A 21,353-nucleotide genomic window follows, 5' to 3' on the forward strand; every position below is an offset into this window, starting at 1 on the left:
TGCTGAGGAATTCCAGCGGACCGATAAGCTTAATGCGAATCAGTCCGCTGTATTTTGCCTCAATTGCACCCGGATGCGCTGGAAACCTCCTGGCTCGCCTGCTGCAACGCGGCTGCCACCGCGGCGGCATCGTTGGCGGTGTATACCCGGCCACCGGTGTTTTCGGCCGCGCAGTTGGAGCCGGAGCTGGCGCTGATGTTGACGATATTGATGCGCAGCCGAGGTTGTAGCGCGGCAATCTGGCGTGACACGGCACATACGCTTTGCCCACAGCTGTCGCTGCCGTCGACGAACATGATGATCATCCCGTCGCGGTCACGGCCGTTCATTTTTGCGGCGGCCGCTTCCAGGCTGATGCCCAGCGCGGTCCCGCCCTGGGGTTGCAACTGATCGATGCGCTGGGTCAGGTCGCTACGCTGCGTGGGTTCGAACACCCCATGGTCCACGGGCGTGCGGCAGCCGTCGAAGGTCACCAGGCGCATGTCGATGCCCTGGTCCAGGTTCTGGATCACGGTCGTGAGCGAGCTTTTGGCGACATCCATGCGCGAGACGCGCTGGTTGGTGTCGTAGGGCAGGAACTCCTCCACCAGCGGTACCTGGCGCAGCAAGGTGATGTACCACGCTTCGTTTTCACGCTTGATGCGAATTCGCTCATCCATCGACCCCGAGGTGTCGAGCACCACGGCAAACTCCGAGGCCTGGAAATTGCCGCCCGGTGTGCAGACCTGGGCTTGTGGGGTGAGGCTTGTCCACAGTTGGCGCAACGACGGCCACCACAGGTACAAGCCGTAGAGCAGGGCGAGCAGCAACAGGCCCAGCAGCCAAGGCCACAGTACCAGCGGGCGACGCGCACGCACCGGGCGGGGCGGCGGTGGTGCTGGGGCGGGCCTGGGCGCGGCAACAGGCGGCGCGGGTGGCCTGGATGCAAGCGGTACTGGCGCGGGTTGTGGCTGGCCCCAGCGCACCACCAGCGGCTCGCCATTGATGCTGTACAGGTTGTTCAGGTCCGGGGCGCCGATCAGTTTGTTCAGCGCCTGGGCCGCCGCGCCCTGACCGCGTCGGTCGAGCTCCTGGGCCAGTTGCTGGACTGCCGCCTGGCGTTCTTCATAGCGCTGCAGCAGCGCTGCTTGCTGTTGGCGTTCGAGGCTGGCGTAGAGGTGCGGCTGGCCTTCCAGCGCTGTCCACCACTCCAGCACCCCGTCACGGCCCTGGCGCGGTATGGCATAGAGGTGGGCGATGCTCGGCGGAAAGTGCTGGCGAATGTGTCCCACCGTCTGCTCAAGCGCTGCTGCGGCGTCCTGGTTGGCCTGGGTGTCGCGGAGTACGCGTTGCATGGCTTCGATTCCCTAGTCGCACGTGGCCGTGCTGGACACATCCTGGCTGGCCCCTTCCAGGGCTACCGCCAATTGCGAAGCATTGTTTGCCGAGTAGACGCGACCACCGGTGCTGTCGGCGATGCAGTCGGCCAGGCTGTTGTTGCTGATGTTGATCAGGTTGACCTTCAGCCGCGGTTGTTCGCGGGCAATGCGTTGCGCCACCTCGCAGACGTTCTGGCCGCAGCCGTCTGCGCCGTCGACGAACATCACGATCACGCCATCGCGCTCGCGACCATCCATGCTGTGTGCGGCCGCCTCAAGGCTGGCACTCAGTGCCGTGCCATCGTTGGCCACCAGCCCCTGGATGCCCTGGATCAGCGCCGGGCGTTGGGCAAGGTTGAACACACCATGGTCAACCGGAGTGCGGCAGCCGTCGAAGGTCACGATGCGCATGTCGATGGCCGGGTGCAGGTCATTGACCATTTGCGTCAGCGACTGCTTGGCCACCTCCATGCGCAGCGGCGCGCGAGTGATGCGGGCCAGGTGCTCAAGGTCCCGTGCCGGGTTGTCCTGGTTCTCGAAGAACCACTTTTCATCTTCCAGCGTGGCATCGACGCTCAGTTGCATGGAGCCCGAGGTATCCAGCACCACCGACAACTGCGGTGGTTGCACCTGGGGATCCTTGACGCAGGCAAAGGGCTTTGCCGGTTCGCTGTGGAGCCAGCGTTGCAGGTACGGCCAGCCAAACCACAACGCCGCCAGCAGTGCCAGTAACGCCAGCAGCGGCAGCAGGAACCACGGCAGCCAGATCCACCTGCGGCGCGTCCTGGCCACGGGAGGAGCCGCTGGCGGCACCACCGCCGCAGGTTCGCCCCAGCGCACCAGCAGCGGGTAGCCATTGACGCTGTAGAGGTTGTTCAGGTCGGCCGGGCCTATCAGGCGGCGCAACGCCGAGGCGTCGCTGGCCTGGCCGCGGTTTTCCAATTCGCTGGCCAGTTGGCGCAGGGCATCCTGGCGTTGCTCGTAAAGGCTCAACAATGTCGCTTGCTGCTCGGCGCCAAGCTCGCCAAACAGGCGCGGCTGCCCCTCAAGCTCCGTCCACCATTCCCGGGCGCCGTCCTTGCCCGTGCGCGGCAAGGCATATAACTGGGCAACGCTGGGGGGAAAGTGCTTGGTGATGATCGCGACTGTCTGTACGAGCGCGGCCAGGCCGTCGTGGTCCGGCCCGGCATCACGGGTAACCCGTTGCATGGTGGTGTCCTGAAAAAAGATCGGCAGCCGAAGCTGCCGAGGGAGGCTTACTCGTAACCCAGGCTCAACTGCAGGCGACTGACCTGCTGCTGCAGCGTCTTGAGCTGCTGCTTGCGAGCTTCGATCTGTGCGTTGCTGGCATTGCTCGCCGGTGCGCGCTGGGCAGCCTTGAGCTGTTGCTCCAGCCCGGCGATCTGCTGCTGCACATCACCCTTGTTGGCGTGTTGGGCCTTGAGCGTGCTCAGCAAACCGTTCAGCGACTTCTCCAGGCTGGCCTGCTGGCGTTGCTGGGTGGCCAGGTCCTGGCGCGTGGATGCCTGCAGGGCGCTGAGCTCGTCAAACACCTGGTTGAACTGGCGGTTCTGCTCGCGGGCGGCGACCAGGTCCTGTTCGCTGTTGTGAACCTGCTCGGCATAGCCGCCGCCATAGTCGCAGTTGAGCTTGCTGACCAGGCTGGCGCTGCTGTCGGCGGCGTTGCACTGCGAGGCGGTGGTGGTGCAGCCGGCCAGGACCGTCAGCACCAGGGCGCAAAGGCCAATTCGTACGAACATGGAGTGTCCTCAGCCCAGGGTGATTGCCGAGCGCTGGCTGTAGAGGCCGTCGACCTCCTGCTGCAGCGACGCGACCTTGTTGTTCATCTTGGCAATCTCGGCCTCGACCTTCTGCACCTCAGCCTGGCTGGTACCGCTGCTACGCTCGGCCTGGGCGACCTTCTCGAACTCCGTGACGCGAGACTGCATATTGCCCAGGTCCCTGCGCATCAGGACGATGTTCTTGTCGATATTGGCGATGTCCTGCTGGGCCTTGGCCTTGTCCACCGACTTGGCCTTGATGGCGCGCTGGATGTCGGCGATCTGCTGTTTGTCGTCGTTGATCACCCGCTGCAGGGTGTTGGTGCGCTCGGCGACCTTGGCGGTCTCTTTCTGTACGTCGGCGGTCATTACATTGAGGCGCTGGGTGGTATCGGCGTACTTGGCGCGGCGGTCATCCAGGTAATAGTTGGCGCCCATGGCCACGCCACAGGCGGCAAGGCCGGCTGCAGCAGCACAGGCCACCTTGTTGCCCGAGTTGGACAGGGTGCAAATGAGGATGCCACCGGCGGCGGCAACGGCGCAGGCCTGGTAGCCCGAGGCACTGAAGAACTTGGCGTCGGTACTTTCGGTCAGGCGCGGGTCAGCGGTGCCTGGCGAGCTGTCTTTGGTAAACGGGCTGCCAGTGCTGGCGCAACCGCTCAGCACCAGGCTCACCGCCATCATCAGACCGATCCATACCCGGGTAATACCTGGCTTGTTCATGTTCACGTTCGCTTTCCTTGTTCGCGGTTGGTTCAGTGGCTCACGGCCTTGCAGCTGTTGAGCCAGGCGTTGATGTCGATTTTCTGGGACTTGAGGAACGCCGCCTGGTTGGCCCAGTGGGTCTTCAGGTAGGGTGTCAGTTCGCTGAGGTTCTTGTTGGCGGTCAGCACGCCTTCGAGTACCGGAACCTGAGCCTCCAGCAGGGACTGGCCATAGAGCGAACCCGAGTCCACCAGGGAGCTTGCGTAGTAGCGACTGAGCTTGTGCAGGCGATCGCCTTGCTCGTCCAGCTTGGTCTTGCGCATGCCGCAGGTCGGGTCTTCTTCACCGGCCTTGCAGTTGGCGGCGTAGTTCTTCTGCAAGAAGTCCAGGTACTGGCCGTCATCGAGCATCTTGGTGCAGAGGAAGGCGCCCAGATTGAGGCTGGCACGGATCGCCTGGTCACGGGCTTCCTGCTGCTGCTGGTTGCTGGCGCGAAGCTGGTTTTCCACGGTCTTGAGCTGATCCTTCAGGCCCTGGTCCTCGACGCTGGAGGCCAAGTCTTCCAGGGCTTTGACGGTGCCCTTGTCTTTCGGGTCGGTGGACGGCTGATCGTTACCCAGCGTGCTCCAGCTCTTCTCGATGCTGTTGACCCGCTCGCGGGAAGTCAGGGTCGGCGACACCAGCGCCAGGCGCACGCCATTGGTTTTCTTGGTCACTGGGCCCTGGTCGTTGTAGTAGGGCTCTTCCTGGCGCAGGGCGGTACGCAACTGGCCTTCGGCGGTCAGGTAGTTGCCGCCGCGCACTACATAGCCGCCGGCCTGGCCGTGCTGGCGGTCAAGTTTGTTCAGGCGGAAGGGTTCGAACATCATCTCGCTGGCGTTGCCGAGCATGTCGTGCAGGCCCAGCGGGTTAGGCTTGAGCAGGCCGCTGAGCTGCAACTTGCCGTTGGCCGATTGCGCACCGGCGAACCATTCGTAGGCGTTCAAGCCCTCGGGCATCGGGTAGCGACCGTCACGGAATTCGGCAGTGCTGACTTGCAGGCCGCCACGGGCGGCGAACTCCCACTCGGTTTCGGTGGGCAGGCGCAAAAAGCCCTGGGCGCCGTCTTCGCTCGGCAGCTTGGCGGCGGCATTGGCACGCAGCCAGCGGTTGTATTTGTCGGCGGCCTGCAGGGCATCCAGCCAACTGATCGACACCACCGGCAGGCGCAGCTTGTTGGACGGGGCAGGGCAGCTTTCGTCCATCAGGGCCTTGTATTGCAACTGGGTCATCTCGTACTTGGCCATCAGGTAGTAGCGAGACTTGTCACCCTTGGCGCTGGTGAAGCTGCCGGAGATAAAAGCCGGGCGCGTCTGTTCCACGTAGCCGAATTCGGCGCTGTCCTGGCCGATGTTGATCGGGTAGTCATCCAGGGGGCCGGCCAGCGGGATCAGCACCTTGCGAAACACCATCGCGCCTTCACAGGGCATTGGCAGCACCACATCATCGGCTTCGGGCATCGGGTTGAAGTGCTTGTCTTCCCAGGCCGCGGCCGAAGCGTTGAGCAGGTAGCCAAAACCAAGGGGTACAAACAGAAGACGGCAGCAGGCTTTAAAGCTCACGCAAACTCTCCGCAGGTTGAATGCTGATGGCCCGAAGGGCACCGATCAAGGCGACCAGGGCTGCGACCAGAAAGGCCAGGAGCAAGGCCACGAGGCCATGCCAGACAGTGATATGACAAACGAACGTGCCGGTGGCCTGGCTGCTGCCCAACAACTGGTCGAACAGCAGGCTGCCGACGAAGTAGCTGCCCAGCCCGCCCAGGTAGCCAACGGCACTGAGCAACAGCGCCTGCAGCACGACATAACCGGCTACCGCTGCGCTGCCAAACCCGAGCAGTCGCAGCACCGCCAGGTTGCGTCGCTTGCGGTCGATATTGGCCAGAAAGGCGCCCACCAGCGAGGCGATGCAACCGATCAGGGCCGCGCCGGCAATGACCCCGAAGATCAGCCCCAGTACATGGTTGATCGCCTTGACGCTGTCGATCTCGGCCAAGCGGCTACTGGTTTCGATGCGTTGCTCATTGAGCCAGCGCTCCAGCGGTTCGACGCTGTCGATATCGCGTGCATACAGGCGGGCGCGGGCATAGCCCAGCTTCACGCCGTCCATGGGTTTGCCGGTGAGGCTGCCTAGGCCGGCGACTTGATAGCCATCGCGATAATACTCAAGGTCCAGCAGCAGCTCGGGGCTGACGAATGCCGCAGGGCGTGCAAAGCGCGCCGGTTCCAGCACCGCCAGCACCTGCAGGGTGCGTTCACCGCGCTCGTTGGCGCCGTCCATGCGTCGCGCAACGCGCAGGCGCACGCTGTCGCCGGCCTTGGCCGAGAGACGCTCGGCAGCGCGGGCACTGAGAATCACCTGGCCGCCCACCAGCGCACTCAAGGACGACTTGAGCAATGGGTCGTTTGCCTGGGTGGGGATGACCTCGACGTTTTCGGCAAAGCGGCCGCGCTCACCGAGCAGGTCGGCCTGGGTATTGAGCGAGCGGGTCTGGCCAATGGCGAATGCGACTTCAGGTCGCTGGCGCAGTTGTTCAAGCCAGTCGCGGTCGTAGTGGCCGCTGCTGAGCATCTTGATTTCCAGGTTGCGCGGGTCGCTCAGCAGCTCCTCCTGCAGTTGGCTGACCACCCCGTGCTTGAGTCCGAACAGCAGCAGCAATGGGGCGATCACCGCCACCAACGAAGCGGCCATGCACAAGGTGACCTTGCGGTCGTGCCAGAGGTCGGCCAGCGACAGCTGGACCAGCAGGCCGAGGCGCCTATGCCAGGGGTTCAAAGCGTGTCTCTCCTTCGCCGTTGACCGCGCCCAGGCGCGGCAGGCCGAACTGCTCGATCAAGGGCCAGTCGTGCGATACCACCAGGGCGCTGAGGCCCAGCTCGCCGACCAGGTTGAGCAACAGCTCGAACAGGCGCCGGGCGTTGTTCGGGTCCAGGGCTGCGGTGGGCTCGTCGGCCAGTAGCACGCGTGGTTCATGGGCAATTGCCCTTACGCACGCCACCCGCTGGCGTTCACCGATGGACAGGGCCTGCGGCAGCTTGTCGAGCAACGGCCCCAGGCGCAGCGCCTCGACGGCCTTGTCGACCGCCTGGCTGTGGCGGGTGAGCCCGAGCATGCGCCGCGGCAGCTGGATGTTGTCGCGTACAGTCAGGAACGGCAGCAGGCCGCCGTTCTGCAGCACGAAGCCCAATTGCTGCGAGCGCACGGCGGCGAGCTCCGGTTGCCGGTCTTCGGCCAGCAATTGGCCGACGTCCAGTGCCTGCGGGCCCAGGTGGTAGTGGTCCAGTGACTGCGGTGCCAGCAACAGGCCGATGGCTTCGAGCAGGGTGCTCTTGCCGCAGCCGCTTTCGCCGGTGATCGCGCAGATCTCGCCCTGGCGCAGCGTGAGCGCGTCGAGCCTCACCCGGTGGGCGTGCGGGCCTTGCCCGCGCACCACCAGCAGTCCTTTGATATCGAGCATGGGGCTCAGGGCATCATTTCAAGCGGAACGGGGTAGACGTTGTCGCGGCTGTCGCTACCGGGTGCCAGCGCGACCCAGCGGTCCACATCGGCGTTATAGCGCTGGTAGTGGCGCAGCTTGGTGCTCAGGTTGCGGATGAATTTTTCCTGGGCCAGGCCGTCCAGGCCTTTCCAGGTCTCTTCATCCAGGTTGAGCACTTCGCTCTGGTACGGCAGGTCTTCCAGGTACTCGCCCAGCACGCCCAGGTCGGCCACGCGGGTGGTCGAGCCTTGCTTGAGCTGGTTGGGATCGGCGCCCATGGTCGCGGCCACCGAGCGCAGGCGGGTGAACATTTCGCTCGGCGAGATCATGCCTTCGTTGGCGGCATCGACGATTTGCTTGAGCACATCGCTCAAATCGCTGAGCTGGGCCTTGGTCAGCAGCACCCGCACATCGGTAGTCGGCAGGTTCTGCTTGATCAGGTCACGGTCGCTGATCCAGGCCTGGAACACCGGGGGGGCCTGGGTGCCGGTGGTCTTGCCCAGGTAGGCCAGTTGCATGGCGTGGCCGATCAGGGCGGCATCTTCGAGCATCTTCTGCTCGGCTGGGTCAGCCTTGGCGTTGGTGGCACTGCCGATGGCATCTTCCCCCAGGTAGGCCGACTTCACCTGCTGGGTGATGGCGGCCGCCAGGCCATCGACCTTGCGGCCGAAGGCTTCGACATCGCCGGCATTGACCGGGTAGTAGAGCGACGTGTTGGTGCCCGGGTAGTTCGACAGGGTCCGGTACTGGGCTTCGGCACTGCTATGGTTTTTCATGCCGCTCGGGGTTTTCAGGTGCAGGGTGTAGAGGGCGACGCCAGGGTTGCTGGCTTCGATCTTCACCTGTTCTGCGCCAAGGCCCGTACCCGACAGTTTGTCGGTGCCGTCGATAGCACCGGCGTCGGTGATCAGCACCACATAGCGGGCGCCGAACTGGCTCCAGTCGACCTTGTCCACCGCGTGCATGACGCCGGCATAGGCGTCTTCATCGAAGGTCTTGCTCGACACCTTGGCCTGCTTGAGGTCAGCGACCTTGGCCATGAAGTCGGCGCCGTCCTTCACCGTGTTGGGGTCGGCGTACATCTTGCTCACGTACTCAAGCCCCGGCACGGCGGTGGTGCTGGAGCGGTAGGCGACCAGGCCGAACTTGACCTGCTTGCCCAGGTTTTCCTTCTCGATCTGTGTGTACACGCGCTTGATCGCTTCGCGGGTGCGATCAATGTACGGGTCCATGGAAATGGTCGAGTCGATGACGAACACCACCGCCGCGCTGAAGGCCTTCATCTGCGTCTTGGCGGCAACGGCGGTGTTGGTGGCTGGCGCGCTGCTGGCCGCATCGGCCTTGCTCACCGAGGCGACATTGAGAATGCGGGTACGGAAGCCTTCCTCGGTCATCACCTCTTCGCCACTGAGCACGGGCAGCAGGTAGAAGTTCTTTTGCAGGTCGACGAAGTACTCCGGCTCCTGGGCCAGTACGCCGGGTGCATCGGAGCCCTGCTTGAGTTTTGCCCGCAGTGGGGCGACCTGGCTGACCGGGTCCGGGGCATCGAGAATCCCTTCCAGCTGGCTACGCTCCTTGAAGAACATCAGACGGTCGCGGTTGGCCGGGTTGGTGAAGGCCAGGGTCAGCTGCATCTTCCATTCGACAGTGCAGTCGCCCGGCAACCAGCCGATGCTCTTGCCCTGGGTGTCCGGCCCGACGCGCAGCCACTCTTGGGTGCCGACGGTGCTGCGCTCGTAGACGTAGAAGCGGCTGAACGCCGGCTGGGCCGTGCCGGCAGCATCGCCTGCGGCGCTACCGAGCTTGCAGCTAGGGGTGGTCAGCACACGCTGGAACAGGGTTTTCTTGCCCGCTTGCAGTAACGGCTGGTCGGCCGCCTGCACGATGGGGCTCAGGCTCATGGCCAACAGGGCAGCGGCCAGGCCGCGCAGTGGCAGGCTCATGGCTTGAGCGCCTCGAAACGCTGCTTGGCCTCGGCATTGTTCGGGTCGAAGCCCAGGATGGTTTCATACCAGTATGCGGCGGTGGCGTTGTCGGGTGCCTTGAAGCACTCGCTTGGCTGGAAGTACTTGGGGTCGTACTCGCGGGCATAGGCACTGGCGATCTCGATATCGCCGCCTTGCGCACGGTTGGCGTACAAGCGCTGGGCTACCGCACAGTGGTTGTTGGCCTTGGCCAGGTTGATCACTTCCAGCAGGGCAGCGCTGCCTGGGGCCTTCTGGATACACGCCTGGACGAAGGCCAGCTCCGGTTGGTTCTGCATGCTGTCCAGCGTGCAGGGCTGCGCCTCGGGCGTCGGCGTCGGGGAAGGTGTCGGTACCGGAGGCTCATCGACCAGGGCGGGCTTTTTGAGGAACCACCAGAGGGCGGCCATAACGATCAGGGCCAGCAGGGGCAGCAGCCACACCAGGCGATTGATCTTTTTCGTCGCGACCGGGGCGGGCGCCTGCGGCGGTTCGGGCGCGGGCTCCGGCGTGGCGGGGGGTTCGACGATCGGCACAAGCGGCTCGGCCTTGACGACAGGTTCGGGTGCGCGCGTCGGCGCGGGAGCCGGCACAGGCTCGGGCGTTTTCACGCCGGTCCAGGCAATCGATGAAACCAGGGTTTTGTCCAGGCGCAGCATGGTTGCTTCACGCTGGTCCAGCGCCTGACTGTTCAGCTCGAAGCGGAAGTTGGCGCTGCCGCTGGCAGCCAGCAACGGGTCGATCAACTCGGGGCCCACCTGAACCTGAAGGGCACCGTCTACCTCGACCAGGCCCGACAGCGGGAAACCGTGGGCAATATTGCTCCACTGTTTTCCTGGTTGCAGGAAGTCGCGGGTCTGGCTGCTTTGCACCGAATACGCCAGACCTTCGCTGGCGTCTTCCCAGCCACTGATCCGTAACCACCCCTGCCCAGGGGTGTTTTCGTTCAACGGCAGCACATCAACTCTGATACCCATGCAATCAACTCGCTTCGAATGTGTTCAGCAAGACCGCCAGCTGGCGGCGTTGCTCGGTGGTAATTTCGGGGTCGGCGCCACTCTTGGCGTTTTCCTGGGTAAGCCAGGCCAGGCCCGATAACCAATCCACCTGGTAACGCTGTTCTTGATGGGAAGGCTGCTCGGACAGCATCGGCAACTCACCGGCTGGCACCGAGCGATAGAAGCTGAACACCGGCGCGGGCGTGCCCAACAGGCAATTGGGACGCTCGCTCTCGGGCTTGCCCAGCAGGCCGAACCAGGACAGGAAGTCGCGCATCGCCAACTGCACTGCCAGTACCTGGCGCTGCACCAGCTGCTCGCGGCGCACGCCGCCCTGGGCACGATGGGTCACGGCCTGGTCCAGTTCCGCCATGAAGGCCTTGCTGCGCACTGCGCTGATCAGTTCTTCGGTGAGGGCTTCGACCACTTCCTTTTTCTGGCGCAGGCGCTGCAACAGCAGCGGGCGCGTACCCAGGTCGCGCATGTGCTTGATCCAGGCCTTGAGCGCGGCGCGGGCAAAGCGCTGCTCGGCGGTCAGGCGCTGGGTCAGGGATTGTTTGGGCGCGGCCACAGGTTCGGCCTGGGGCGTGGCGAACAGGTTGCCGAAGTTGAGTGCCGGCGCCAGGTTGGCGGGCGCATTGAAGGCCGGCTCGGGTTCTGCCTCAGCTTCGGCGTCCAGACCTTCGATGTTGTAGATGCCACCCAGGTACAGGTCGCGCAGCTCTTCCACCGGCACTTGCAACGCGTGGATCAGCTCACCGATGGCATCGGGGTCGGCACCCAGGTTATTGAGCAGGAACTGGGTCTTCTGGCGTTTCTTGTCCAGCAGCTGTTCGAAGTCTTCTTCGCGCCACACATGCAGGCCGTGCTCCAGCAGGTCGGTACGGCACTGCTGCAGTTGCTCTTCGATGCGGGTCAGTTTGAAATCAATGTTGGCCACGCCCTTGAAGCTGTTGCTGAAGCGGGTGATGCCACCATCATTGAGACCGAGCATGGCCTGGAAAGCATCATGTGGCTCTTTCACATGGCGCAGCACCGACGGGTTGGTGGCAAAACACTGCTTCAGTTCGTCCAGGCGTGCGACATGCCGGGGAGTGAATTGGCCTTCGTCACCGCTGGTGACATCCAGGTCGACGAAGGCGGTGTCCTCGCGGCGTGGCTTGCGCACCAGGTAGGTGTTGTTGAACGGCGCGCCCGACCAGTCTTTCATCCATTCGAGGTTGCCGAAGCGCTCGACCATGGTCAGCTTGATCATGTTCTCGCAGCCTTCAGGCAGCGATGTTTTCTCGAGGCCCAGAGTGCTGCCGACGAAGGTATCGAGCATGGTCAGGGCCCAGATCAGGCCGGGTTCGCGCGTGCTCCGCTCTTTGGGGGTCGCGCCTTGAGTGTTGTGAATCCAGCGGGTCAGCACCGGGCCGACGGTGACCACTTCGCTCTGCTTGTTGGTCGAGGTACACAGCACCAGGGCGTTCATCTGCTGCGAGTCGGTGTAGCGCTCGAACAGGTAGGCTACCTTGCCGCGCAGCAGCAGAGTCGCAATCGGGTTGATCTCTTCCACCGCGCTGGCGCTTGCGGCGTCTTCGATGCGCAGCAGCTTCTGGCGCGTGCGATAACCGGGGAAGTCGAGCAGGTCGACCTCCTTGACCACCGGGTCCTTGGGCTGGTTGCTCAGGCGGAAGGTCATCTCGACCGTCAACGCCGCCAACTGGGCGACGGTCAGGCCGGTACTGGCCTGCGGTTTGCCGTCGCGTACCGGCACTACGTTGACCGACACATCGCGGCCGGTACCCAGGCGTCCGAGGATGTCCACGTTCATGATGTTGTGGACCTGGACGTATTCGCCGTTGACGTCGTGGACCAACACACTCAATGGGGCGTACACGGTTTGCGGGAAGCCCATTTTCTGCAGGGCGCCCACCAGTTGTTCGTAGGTTTCGGTCAGCAGGTCCTGTTCGCCCCAAAGGATCGAGAACAGCTTGGCCCGTTGGCGATAGTTCAGGCGCGGGGCCAGTTTCATCACCCGCGGCCAGTAGGTGTCGGCAAGCTTGCGCACCGATTTTTCGTAGTTGCCCTTGAGGTAGTCCCACAAGGCGACCACGTCATCGGCGGTGACGCCGGGCTGCAGGTTTTCTGCCTCGCGGCCTTCGAACGCCTTGAGCGCCGACTGGATACGTTCTTCGGTGAACTCGTAGTCGAGCCGTTCCTGGTCGAAGTCTTCGAACCAGGTATTGGCGAGGACCTTCGCCACTTCGATTTCGCTGAACAGCTTCAGCTCCACCGGGTTGTTGGCGTCGGGGCTCGGTTGTGCCCAGCGGGTGAAGCGGGTCACCACGCCGGTGGCTTCTTTGCCCAGGCCCGTCGGGTTGACGTGCTTGAGGAAGTCGAAGGGCTTGCCACCGAAATCGGTTTCCAGGCTGCCGCTGCTATCGGCGGCCAGCGAAGAAATCAGGTACGACTTGCCCGCCTGCGACAGGCCGAAAAAGCCGATCACCATCGGCGTTGCCGCGGCCTGCTGCAGATCCCGGGCACGGTTGCGGGCCCGGTGCAGGCGCAGGTTAAGGCCATCGGCCTCGGCCTCGACACTGGCGGCGTTGCCACGTACCTGGTCAATCCACGCCAGCGCCTCTTCCGCGCCTTTGTGAACGGCGCCCCAAGCGCCCATCAGTTGTTGCTGCTTCGGCGTTAGATTGCTCATTTTCCTTTGACGTTCCCGCTGTCGAGCCAATAGTCACTGCCACTCAGGTTGCTGTTAGGCATGGTGTTGAGTGAGAGCTCAAGATCCCGTTCGAAGTCGAAATCGGCATCCTGGATGTTCGATTTCAGGTCAGAAATCACCAGCTTGTCGCTGATCAGTCCTTGCTCAAGCAGCAGGTCCGACGGCTCCTCGACGGCCAGGCGAATGCGCAGCACCGGTACTTCGCCACCCTTGCCGAGCGCCTGGGAGAAGTTGCGACTGCCGCGAGGCGTGAAACGCAAGGTGTAGAGGGGCGATGCCGACCAGCGTTCGGCGGCCAGTTGCCGGTAACCCAGGTGCATGTCGCCACGCATTTCCAGCCACGGCGTACCGCGTTCATCGCCTTCACCGACGATAGGCAGCGTGATGCGGCCCTTGTCGGACGTCAGGTTGTGATAGAGCACGTCGGCATGTTTGATGGTGCCGGCGTTGTCGATCTGGCCGAAGTGGCGGATGGTCGAGTACGGCTTGAGGGCGGCAGTGCGGAAGTAGAAATTCGGCACGCTGTGCTTGGCGCACAACAGGCAGATCATCGCCCCGACCGATGCCGTGCTTTTCGGATCGTCGATCAGGCCATTCTTGTGGAACGGGTACCAGCCACCGGTGCGGTAGTTCTGCAACGGCAGAATTCGCCCTGGCGGCAAGGGCAGACGCTGGCGAATGAACGCCTGGATGCCCGGCAAGCGTGATGGCCGCCCGGTCAGCAGCAACACGTCACAGCTGTAGTGGGAGATGACTTCGCACAGCTCGCTGAGCACTTTGGTGATATTGATCTGCCCGCCGATAAAGGCGTCGTGGACCTTTTCGAGGTCCAGGGCCAGCGGCGTGTTCAGCAGGTCGAGGGTGCCGTCGCGACCGACTTCACGGCGCACGGCAGCATTGACGAACTCCAGCACGCTGTCGCTGACGACGGCATCGCCCAGCAGCTGTTGCCAGCTCTGCTCGACCACCGGCAGCGGGGTTTCAGGGTCGTAGTGCTCGTAGGCCTTGAGCAGGGCCAGGCCCAGCGGCACGAACACCTGCAGGTTGAGCTGCTGGCGCAGCACGCGCTCCTGGGCGCTGGCCTCGCCGTTGCCGCACAAGCGCGACATCAGGGCATCCGGGGCATACACACCGGCTTGCTGCAGGGCGCGACTGAACGACGGCAGGATGAATGCCTGGATCACATCCAGGAGGATGTCGTCGCCGGCAATCTTGAAGCCATCGCGAAAGCGTTGCTCCGGGACGATATGCACGTTGGCGCCATTGCCGCCGTTGTTGCCACGGTCCAGGCGGTAATCGGTAATCACCAGGTCCGTGGTGCCGCCACCGATGTCGATGGTCGCCAGGGTGGCCTGTTCGGCCTCGGTCTTGTCCGGGCGTGCGAGGGTTTCAAAGAACTCTTCCGGGTGGCCGGCGAAGTTCTCGATCACTTCGTTGTACAGGTACACCAACTGGCCGCAGCTGGCCTCATCCCATTCCACGCGGATGCTCGGCAGCGGTGTGCGCGGGGTAACGGTTCTGTCTTTGAACGGGTTGCTTTCACCTTCGTGCCAACCGAGGCTTTTCCACACCAGGCCCACCGCTTCGAACATGCGGTTGCTGAGGATGCTGCGCTCGGCCTGAGGCATGCCTGGCGGCACGGTCAGGGTGATGCTGTTGAGCAACCGCGGCACCCGGGCGTGGCCCTGGCGCGAACGCTGTGCCGGGCTGTTGATCTGCGACAGTGCCTGGGTCACCACTTCAGCGAGCATGAAGGTCATCAGGTTGCTGCGCGAGTAGTGCGGGGTAAACACCGGCATGTCGTTCTTCGGCGGCAGGTACAAGGCCTGGCCGAGGTCGTTGATCAGGTGCGAGAACGGCGCGGCAGTCGCCAACGGTTCCTTGTCGGTCTTCACGTAGGAGGCGTTGAAGCGCCAGCCGTGGCCGTAGGCTTTCTCGTCCCACAGGTAGCGTTTCGGGCTGGACAGGCCGGTGGAACCCTCGGTGCCGCGGCGACGACTGGCCAGGCGCCCGGCTTCACCGCCGACGCGGGCGATGGTCGGCCACTGGAAGGCGTTGTGACGGCCGCTCTTGATCGAGCAATGGTCTTTGCCGAAGTAGGCCTGGGCGAACTCGACACGGCTTTCAAAGGCCGTGTTGTAGATGTGTTGCGGCTCGCACAGGTCGCGCAGCTCCAACACATAGTTGTTCTGCATGCCGGAGCCGGCCTGGCCATGATCTTCGATCAGGATGCCGCAGGTGCGCGAGTTGCCGACGTCCAGCACCAGGTCGACAGGGATCGGGCGGACAACGCCCTGGGCGTCGTTGGCCACGACCTTGATTTCCGGAATCTCGACCTTTGGCTTCTCGCTGCTTTGCTCGGCGGGCACAGGACGGCGCAACAGGCTCAACAGGTTGAGGTAATGGCCCAGGTGGCGATTACCTTGCAGGTCTCGGTCCAGACGTTCGCGGGTCCAGTCGGCACGGGCTTCGGTGTAGAGCTCGGTCAACCATTCGCGAATCCAGCTCTGGGTCAGGAACCAGCCGTATTCACGGGCGCTGCAGGCAATCTTGAAAGCCACGCCGGAGCGCACGTCTTCCTCGTTAGGGGCGAGGTACGCGGCGCCGTTGAGCGTCGGCAGGATGCGACTGTCGAAGGCCAGGGTCAGGCGATGCGTGTTGCCGTCGATATCTGGCTCGGGCAACTTCACCAGGCGCATCCGCGCCCAGTTGTTCGGGCCCTCGTCGAAGCGATAGGGCGGCATGAAACGCAGGAAGGGAATCGGCAGCCAGACACCGTCGAACAGCTTCAGGCTTTCTTCCATGCTCAGGCGGAAATGGGTGTCTTCGCTGGAGTCGAACTCCACCTGAACCACCTTTTCCGGCTCCGGTTCGTAGAAGTCCTTGTACTCCTTGGACCACAGCAGACGGGTCGGGACCATGCCGTTGTTGAGCTGCACGAACTTGCCGGCCTGCTCGCCATCGGGGCCCAGGTGCAGGGCGAAATCCATGAACTGGATGCCGGTGTCACTGACCAGCGTGACCGTTTCTTCGAACTGGGTGATTTCAGGCAACATCGTCTGCGTTTCTCGTGTTATTGGCCGGCTGGTTTCATCAGCATGTCGAAGTCTTTGGCACCGTAGTTGCCGGTACAGTCGGCGACACTTTGAGCGCCTGGTTTGCAATTCACTTGGGGAAGTTCATAGCTGCTGCCATCGGCGCACGCCGCCTGGCCAGCGCTATTGATCGACAGCGTGCCAGCGCTCATTGAGGCGGCCACCGGGGCATTGCAGCGCACGCCATCGGAGCGGCTGACGGTGGCCTGGCCCTTGCCATTCTGGAAGTCGTACTTCAGGCGCAGGGGCTTGCCGGTGCCGACCTCCTGGATGCCGGCACCGTTGTAGTTGCCGTTGAGAAAGTCCGCCGCGCCGTCGCCTGCCTCGGGCGGAATGGTCAACTGGGGCGCCTGCGCTTGCGCTTCTGGTGGCAGCTCGGGCGGTGCCGGAGGCTGTTTTGCCTGCCCCTCTGCAGGAGGTGCTTCGACCGCTGGTTGCGGCGTGCCGGCTTCTGGGGCATTGGCCTCGGGTACGCCGGGCGGATTGTTTGCGGCAGGTTCCTGCGATGGCGGCATACCGGCTTCGGGGGCGCCAGCGGAGGGGGGCTGCGTGCCGGATGCTGTGGACCCCGCAGGCAACACCGCAGCAGTCCCTGTGCCCGTGCCTGGCGCTTGGCCGGTCAATGACAAACCATTGCCGGGCTGGACACCTGGCACGGTGACGCTGTTGCCGGTGTGCCCGTTCTGCCCGGGGATGTCGATATTTGCCGGGGCGTTCAGGCCGCCCAGGCCAAGGCCTGGCCAGCAGCCGCGCAGACCGAACAGCAGCAGGGCCAGCAATGGCAACAGCAGCAACCACCACATCCAGCGGCGCCACCAGGGGCGCCTGGCAACGTCGGCGATCACCGGTGCTGCTGCAGGCGGTGGCGGCGCGATGGGGGTTACCGGCGCCGGGGCGACAGGCTCGGCCACTTTCGCGGTGCTGGGGTAGAGGCAGTGCAGGGGCTGGCGGCTGCGTTCGGCGCCGGCGTGGATAAAGCCCCAGAAGGTCAGTACCGGCTTGCCATCGACCAGGTAGACAAAGTTTTCGTCAGGGAAGGGCACCACGCAGGTCAGCAACTTGCCGAACACCGTGCGGTCGCCCTGGGCGCCGGGCTTGGTGCCTGGCAGGGGCTGGCCATTGGCATCGAGGCCGAGCAGTTCGTTGCTCAGCTCGTTGATCTTGTGTTGCAGCACCTCCAGTTGCGCGCGTGCAGGGGCGCGTTCCTCTTCGGTGGCACTGCTCCAGGGAATCACGTCGCCGGGGCGGTCGCTGTACCAGTCGATGGTACTGCCGCGTTCGTCCGACTGCGGAATGGCAAGGTGTTCCACCAGTTCGGGGTGGTCGGGATTTTTGCGCCGAATGGCTTCGCGCAGCTGCAAGGCGGCCCGGTAGACCGGCTGGCCGGTTTCGCCCAGCGCAGTAAACGACTCACTTTTACCGCTGCGTAGCAGTACTCCGCGCATCCTTGCTCTACCTTCTAGCTCTTCCAATAAGCTCGGACGCGTCATAAAGGAGGCGCCAGAAATGTTGAGCAACACTAACGGCATGCGCAGAGGGCGTCAATTCAAATGGATGGCAATTTGCTATTGGATGGCAGGGTAGCCCTCGAATGCGCTGAAACCGGTGTTTTCGAGGGGCCATTCTGCGCACATTACGACCGCTACGCGGCCGATCGCAAGCTGCCGCCAGCGGCTACACCGTTTGTAGCCGCTGCCGAGGAACGAGGCGGCGATCGACTGCGCAGCAGTCGCCAAAAGGCAGGAGTCAGTCAGCGGTCTTCTATGCCATCGAGCAATGCGTCCACCAGCCCCTTGGTCATTTCCACCGAATGCAGGGTGGACCAGAGGAAGCCTTTGTGGGCCGGGTCGATGTTGTCGAAGGCTTTGTCGCCGGTGTCGTAGGCGCAGCGCAGATATAAAGAAGCATGCACCAGGGCGTCGTGGGCAGCGATGCCGGAGCAGACCGCGAACAGGGGAGAGTGACCGGCCTGGCAGTTGCCGAAGACGGTGTGGGCGGTGGTGGAGGATTGGTCTAGCGGTGCGGAACCCCAAAACCCGGCAGGCTCGAAAGCCTCCCGCCCACAGCCGCCATTGACTGTGTTGGGAATTCCACTGCGGGTTATCACACCCGATCACCGAGTTTTCGGTGACGGAGCGGAGCCTAGAGGCACTAATTCCCGGGGACAATCAGACGGCATTCGACAAGCGAGGCAGGTTATTTCCTAGGACGTATGAACAGTCAGTCCATTCGGGTGTTCGAAATAAAATCTGACATTCATGCTTCAGTCAGCAGGTAGACTGATGGCGCACTGCCATGCGCGGCGTGTTCATAGAAGAAGCGTTGAGAGGATAGAGAATGAGTCTCTGGGATGACCTGAAAAAGAAAGCCGTCGACGCCAACCCCGAACTGGCTGCCAAGGCGGCCCAGGCACTGACCAAGGCCAAGGAGCTGGCAGTCGAGGCTGGCCAGAAGGCGGCGCCGGTGCTCAAGGAAGCGACCGAGAAGGCCGCCGCCTATGCCAATGAAAAGACCCCGATCCTCAAGGCCCAGGCGCTCAAGGCCATCGATGACGCCAAGGTGCGACGCGCCGAGCTCAAGGAGCGCGCCAAGCACGACAAGGCCGCCCGCGACGAAATGATCCGTACCATGTACGACATCAGCCTGTCAGCCGAAGACCCCAACTTCATCGACGAGCCGTTCAACCACTACGACCGCCAGCTGTGTTTCTTCGTCGTCAGCGGCCAGGTGCTCGACACCCAGAAGCGCAACCAGACGCACATGAGTGCCAGCCACTCGCACCATTCCGGTGGCGGCTACATGGTCAACGGCTATGGCTCGGTTGGCGGCAGCTCGTCGTCGATGCATGTCAGCACCCACCACGTGCAGGAGCACGAGTTCTGGGTTCGCCTGGACGACGGCAAGGAGGCTTGCTTCCAGTTCAACAACAGCAACGTGCGCATCCGTGAAGGGCAGTACGTCAGCATGCTGTTTGCACGCCCCTCCGACAGCAACAACGGCAGGATGGTAGCGCTCTACAACCACAACGCCGAAGCCAATTACAACGTGGCCTCGGCGGCCGAGATCAACCAGATGTTCAACCTGTATACGGTGGAGCCTGGGTTGTTCAACAAGACCGAGGTGACCACCACCCGCAAGCGGCTGCTGACGGAGCTGGAGCGTCGCCTGGGTCAGTTGGCGAAGTACTCGGCGCTGCATGGCAAGCCGCCGGTGCAAGGACAGTTGGTCGAGGGCGAGCCCCAGGCCTGACGGGGCGGTGCGCGTCAGGCACAAAAAAGGGCCCAGGTTTTCACCTGGGCCCTTTTTCATCTATATATGGCGCACTCGGCGGGATTCGAACCCACGACCCCTGCCTTCGGAGGGCAGTACTCTATCCAGCTGAGCTACGAGTGCAACGCGGGCGCCATGATACCCATCTAGACTAGCGGCGTCCATCTTCAGAAGCCGTGTAGTCGATTTCGCACACACAGCGGTCTATAGATGTCGTTGATCCGAAAAAAGTCGCCGAACAGCGCTTTTTGTTCTTTTTTTCGAACACCCTATTGTCCTTTCTGTTCGTTGATCCTAGGATTCGTTTGAGATTTCAAACGCTCTCCTTTTTCTACAATCAATAATTCGCCCGTGCCAGCACGGTGCCGTTAAGGAAGCCGACATGCAGCTTAAAGACGCTCAGTTGTTCCGCCAGCAAGCCTTCATCGATGGCGTGTGGTTGGACGCGGACAACGGTCAGACCATCAAGGTCAACAACCCGGCCACCGGCGAGATCATCGGCACTGTGCCGAAGATGGGCGCGGCCGAAACCCGCCGTGCCATCGAGGCCGCCGACAAGGCGCTGCCGGCCTGGCGCGCACTGACCGCCAAAGAGCGTGCTGGCAAGCTGCGTCGTTGGTTCGAATTGATGATCGAGCACCAGGACGACCTGGCCCGCCTGATGACCACCGAGCAAGGCAAGCCACTGGCCGAAGCCAAGGGCGAGATCGCCTATGCCGCCTCGTTCATCGAGTGGTTCGCTGAAGAAGCCAAGCGCGTCTATGGCGACACCATTCCTGGTCACCAGCCCGACAAGCGCCTGATCGTTATCAAGCAGCCAATCGGTGTGACCGCCGCGATCACTCCGTGGAACTTCCCGGCTGCGATGATCACCCGTAAAGCCGGCCCAGCCCTGGCCGCTGGCTGCACCATGGTGCTCAAGCCTGCTTCGCAAACCCCGTATTCCGCCCTGGCCCTGGTCGAGCTGGCACACCGCGCCGGCATCCCGGCTGGCGTGCTGAGCGTGGTGACCGGCAGCGCCGGCGACATCGGCAGCGAGCTGACCGGCAACCCGATCGTGCGCAAGCTGTCGTTCACCGGTTCGACCGAGATCGGTCGCCAGCTGATGGCCGAATGCGCCAAGGACATCAAGAAGGTTTCCCTGGAGCTGGGTGGCAACGCCCCCTTCATCGTGTTCGACGACGCTGACCTGGACAAGGCCGTCGAAGGCGCGATCATTTCCAAGTACCGCAACAACGGCCAGACCTGCGTCTGCGCCAACCGCATCTACGTGCAGGACGCCGTTTACGACGCCTTCGCCGAGAAGCTCAAGGCCGCTGTGGCCAAGCTGAAGATCGGTAACGGTCTGGAAGATGGCACCACCACCGGCCCGCTGATCGACGAGAAAGCGGTTGCCAAGGTTCAGGAGCACATTGCTGACGCCGTCGGCAAAGGCGCTCAGGTACTGACCGGTGGCAAGCTCATCGAAGGCAACTTCTTCGAGCCGACCGTACTGGTCAACGTGCCGAAGAACGCTGCCGTGGCCAAGGAAGAAACCTTCGGCCCGCTGGCTCCACTGTTCCGTTTCAAGGACGAGGCAGAAGTCATTGCCATGTCCAACGATACCGAGTTTGGTCTGGCCTCGTACTTCTATGCCCGCGACATGAGCCGTGTGTTCCGTGTTGCCGAAGCGCTGGAGTACGGCATGGTCGGTATCAACACCGGTCTGATCTCCAACGAAGTCGCGCCGTTCGGCGGTATCAAGGCCTCGGGCCTGGGCCGCGAAGGTTCCAAGTACGGTATCGAAGACTACCTGGAAATCAAATACCTGTGCATCAGCGTCTGATCGCAGCGTAAGGCTTTACCTCTGCCAGCGGGGCGCGAGAGCGACGTCTCGCTGGCCTTTTTACACCGTACATCCAGTGGCCTGGGCCCCTGCAGCAGTCGATCAACGCATGCTGCCCGCAGTT

Annotated in this window: 15 protein-coding genes and 1 tRNA gene; 2 read left to right on the top strand and 14 right to left on the bottom strand. The window is 63.2% G+C overall.

Annotation, left to right across the window (positions count from 1 at the left end):
- Window positions 1-59: 59 nt before the first annotated feature.
- From H621_RS0112985 to H621_RS27090, 13 genes are all read right to left on the bottom strand, one after another.
- Window positions 60-1,334: a VWA domain-containing protein gene (locus tag H621_RS0112985; RefSeq protein ID WP_028943814.1), complete on the bottom strand. Its 1,275-nt coding sequence runs from the start codon at window positions 1,332-1,334 to the stop codon at window positions 60-62.
- A 12-nt stretch (window positions 1,335-1,346) separates the two neighbouring features.
- A complete protein-coding gene (locus tag H621_RS0112990) occupies window positions 1,347-2,567 on the bottom strand; it encodes a vWA domain-containing protein (RefSeq protein ID WP_028943815.1) in 1,221 nt (406 codons plus the stop codon).
- A gap of 47 nt (window positions 2,568-2,614) precedes the next feature.
- A complete protein-coding gene (locus H621_RS0112995; protein ID WP_028943816.1) occupies window positions 2,615-3,118 on the bottom strand; it encodes a hypothetical protein in 504 nt (167 codons plus the stop codon).
- Between the two features lie 9 nt (window positions 3,119-3,127).
- The gene (locus H621_RS0113000) at window positions 3,128-3,862 is read right to left on the bottom strand and encodes a hypothetical protein (RefSeq protein ID WP_028943817.1); all 735 of its coding nucleotides are present in this window, start codon (window positions 3,860-3,862) and stop codon (window positions 3,128-3,130) included.
- 32 nt (window positions 3,863-3,894) lie between these two features.
- The gene (locus H621_RS0113005) at window positions 3,895-5,343 is read right to left on the bottom strand and encodes a formylglycine-generating enzyme family protein (protein WP_177431052.1); all 1,449 of its coding nucleotides are present in this window, start codon (window positions 5,341-5,343) and stop codon (window positions 3,895-3,897) included.
- A 91-nt stretch (window positions 5,344-5,434) separates the two neighbouring features.
- Window positions 5,435-6,658, bottom strand: coding sequence for an ABC transporter permease (locus H621_RS0113010; RefSeq protein WP_028943819.1), 1,224 nt, complete (start codon window positions 6,656-6,658; stop codon window positions 5,435-5,437).
- Complete coding sequence (locus tag H621_RS0113015) at window positions 6,642-7,340, bottom strand: ABC transporter ATP-binding protein (RefSeq protein WP_028943820.1); 699 nt, start codon at window positions 7,338-7,340, stop codon at window positions 6,642-6,644. Before H621_RS0113015 ends, H621_RS0113010 begins: the two co-directional genes overlap by 17 nt.
- 5 nt (window positions 7,341-7,345) lie before the next feature.
- On the bottom strand, window positions 7,346-9,262 hold the full coding sequence (locus H621_RS0113020) for a vWA domain-containing protein (protein ID WP_245219067.1): 1,917 nt from the start codon (window positions 9,260-9,262) through the stop codon (window positions 7,346-7,348).
- 38 nt (window positions 9,263-9,300) lie between these two features.
- Window positions 9,301-10,302, bottom strand: a complete 1,002-nt coding sequence (locus tag H621_RS0113025) for a hypothetical protein (RefSeq protein ID WP_028943822.1) — start codon at window positions 10,300-10,302, stop codon at window positions 9,301-9,303.
- Between the two features lie 4 nt (window positions 10,303-10,306).
- Window positions 10,307-13,018, bottom strand: a complete 2,712-nt coding sequence (locus H621_RS0113030) for a virulence factor SrfC family protein (protein ID WP_028943823.1) — start codon at window positions 13,016-13,018, stop codon at window positions 10,307-10,309.
- Complete coding sequence (locus H621_RS0113035; RefSeq protein ID WP_028943824.1) at window positions 13,015-16,095, bottom strand: virulence factor SrfB; 3,081 nt, start codon at window positions 16,093-16,095, stop codon at window positions 13,015-13,017. Before H621_RS0113035 ends, H621_RS0113030 begins: the two co-directional genes overlap by 4 nt.
- A 17-nt stretch (window positions 16,096-16,112) precedes the next feature.
- On the bottom strand, window positions 16,113-17,579 hold the full coding sequence (locus H621_RS0113040) for an SrfA family protein (RefSeq protein WP_028943825.1): 1,467 nt from the start codon (window positions 17,577-17,579) through the stop codon (window positions 16,113-16,115).
- Window positions 17,580-17,884: 305 nt separating this feature from the next.
- On the bottom strand, window positions 17,885-18,241 hold the full coding sequence (locus tag H621_RS27090) for a DUF3077 domain-containing protein (protein ID WP_245219064.1): 357 nt from the start codon (window positions 18,239-18,241) through the stop codon (window positions 17,885-17,887).
- A 230-nt stretch (window positions 18,242-18,471) separates the two neighbouring features.
- On the opposite strand from H621_RS27090, the gene H621_RS0113050 reads away from it, so the two are divergent.
- A complete protein-coding gene (locus H621_RS0113050) occupies window positions 18,472-19,383 on the top strand; it encodes a hypothetical protein (protein ID WP_028943826.1) in 912 nt (303 codons plus the stop codon).
- Between the two features lie 67 nt (window positions 19,384-19,450).
- Here H621_RS0113050 and H621_RS0113055 read toward each other — a convergent pair.
- Window positions 19,451-19,527: transfer RNA gene (locus tag H621_RS0113055), tRNA-Arg, on the bottom strand.
- A 259-nt stretch (window positions 19,528-19,786) separates the two neighbouring features.
- Here H621_RS0113055 and gabD point away from each other — a divergent pair.
- The gene (gene gabD / locus H621_RS0113060; RefSeq protein WP_028943827.1) at window positions 19,787-21,229 is read left to right on the top strand and encodes an NADP-dependent succinate-semialdehyde dehydrogenase; all 1,443 of its coding nucleotides are present in this window, start codon (window positions 19,787-19,789) and stop codon (window positions 21,227-21,229) included.
- The last annotated feature ends 124 nt before the right edge of the window (window positions 21,230-21,353 follow it).

Source organism: Pseudomonas vranovensis DSM 16006, from assembly GCF_000425805.1.
In the GTDB taxonomy this organism is placed as follows: Bacteria; Pseudomonadota; Gammaproteobacteria; order Pseudomonadales; family Pseudomonadaceae; genus Aquipseudomonas; species Aquipseudomonas vranovensis.

What these genes read in the sequence shown, in the direction of transcription:
- gabD (WP_028943827.1), top strand. Translation starts at nt 19,787, where the DNA reads ATGCAGCTTAAAGACGCTCAGTTGTTCCGCCAGCAAGCCTTCATCGAT.
- H621_RS0113035 (WP_028943824.1), bottom strand. Translation starts at nt 16,095, where the DNA reads ATGTTGCCTGAAATCACCCAGTTCGAAGAAACGGTCACGCTGGTCAGT.
- H621_RS0113015 (WP_028943820.1), bottom strand. Translation starts at nt 7,340, where the DNA reads ATGCTCGATATCAAAGGACTGCTGGTGGTGCGCGGGCAAGGCCCGCAC.
- H621_RS0113005 (WP_177431052.1), bottom strand. Translation starts at nt 5,343, where the DNA reads ATGCCCGAAGCCGATGATGTGGTGCTGCCAATGCCCTGTGAAGGCGCG.
- H621_RS0113020 (WP_245219067.1), bottom strand. Translation starts at nt 9,262, where the DNA reads ATGAGCCTGAGCCCCATCGTGCAGGCGGCCGACCAGCCGTTACTGCAA.
- H621_RS0112995 (WP_028943816.1), bottom strand. Translation starts at nt 3,118, where the DNA reads ATGTTCGTACGAATTGGCCTTTGCGCCCTGGTGCTGACGGTCCTGGCC.
- H621_RS0113050 (WP_028943826.1), top strand. Translation starts at nt 18,472, where the DNA reads ATGAGTCTCTGGGATGACCTGAAAAAGAAAGCCGTCGACGCCAACCCC.
- H621_RS0113040 (WP_028943825.1), bottom strand. Translation starts at nt 17,579, where the DNA reads ATGCGCGGAGTACTGCTACGCAGCGGTAAAAGTGAGTCGTTTACTGCG.
- H621_RS0112990 (WP_028943815.1), bottom strand. Translation starts at nt 2,567, where the DNA reads ATGCAACGGGTTACCCGTGATGCCGGGCCGGACCACGACGGCCTGGCC.
- H621_RS0113030 (WP_028943823.1), bottom strand. Translation starts at nt 13,018, where the DNA reads ATGAGCAATCTAACGCCGAAGCAGCAACAACTGATGGGCGCTTGGGGC.
- H621_RS0112985 (WP_028943814.1), bottom strand. Translation starts at nt 1,334, where the DNA reads ATGCAACGCGTACTCCGCGACACCCAGGCCAACCAGGACGCCGCAGCA.
- H621_RS0113025 (WP_028943822.1), bottom strand. Translation starts at nt 10,302, where the DNA reads ATGGGTATCAGAGTTGATGTGCTGCCGTTGAACGAAAACACCCCTGGG.
- H621_RS0113000 (WP_028943817.1), bottom strand. Translation starts at nt 3,862, where the DNA reads ATGAACAAGCCAGGTATTACCCGGGTATGGATCGGTCTGATGATGGCG.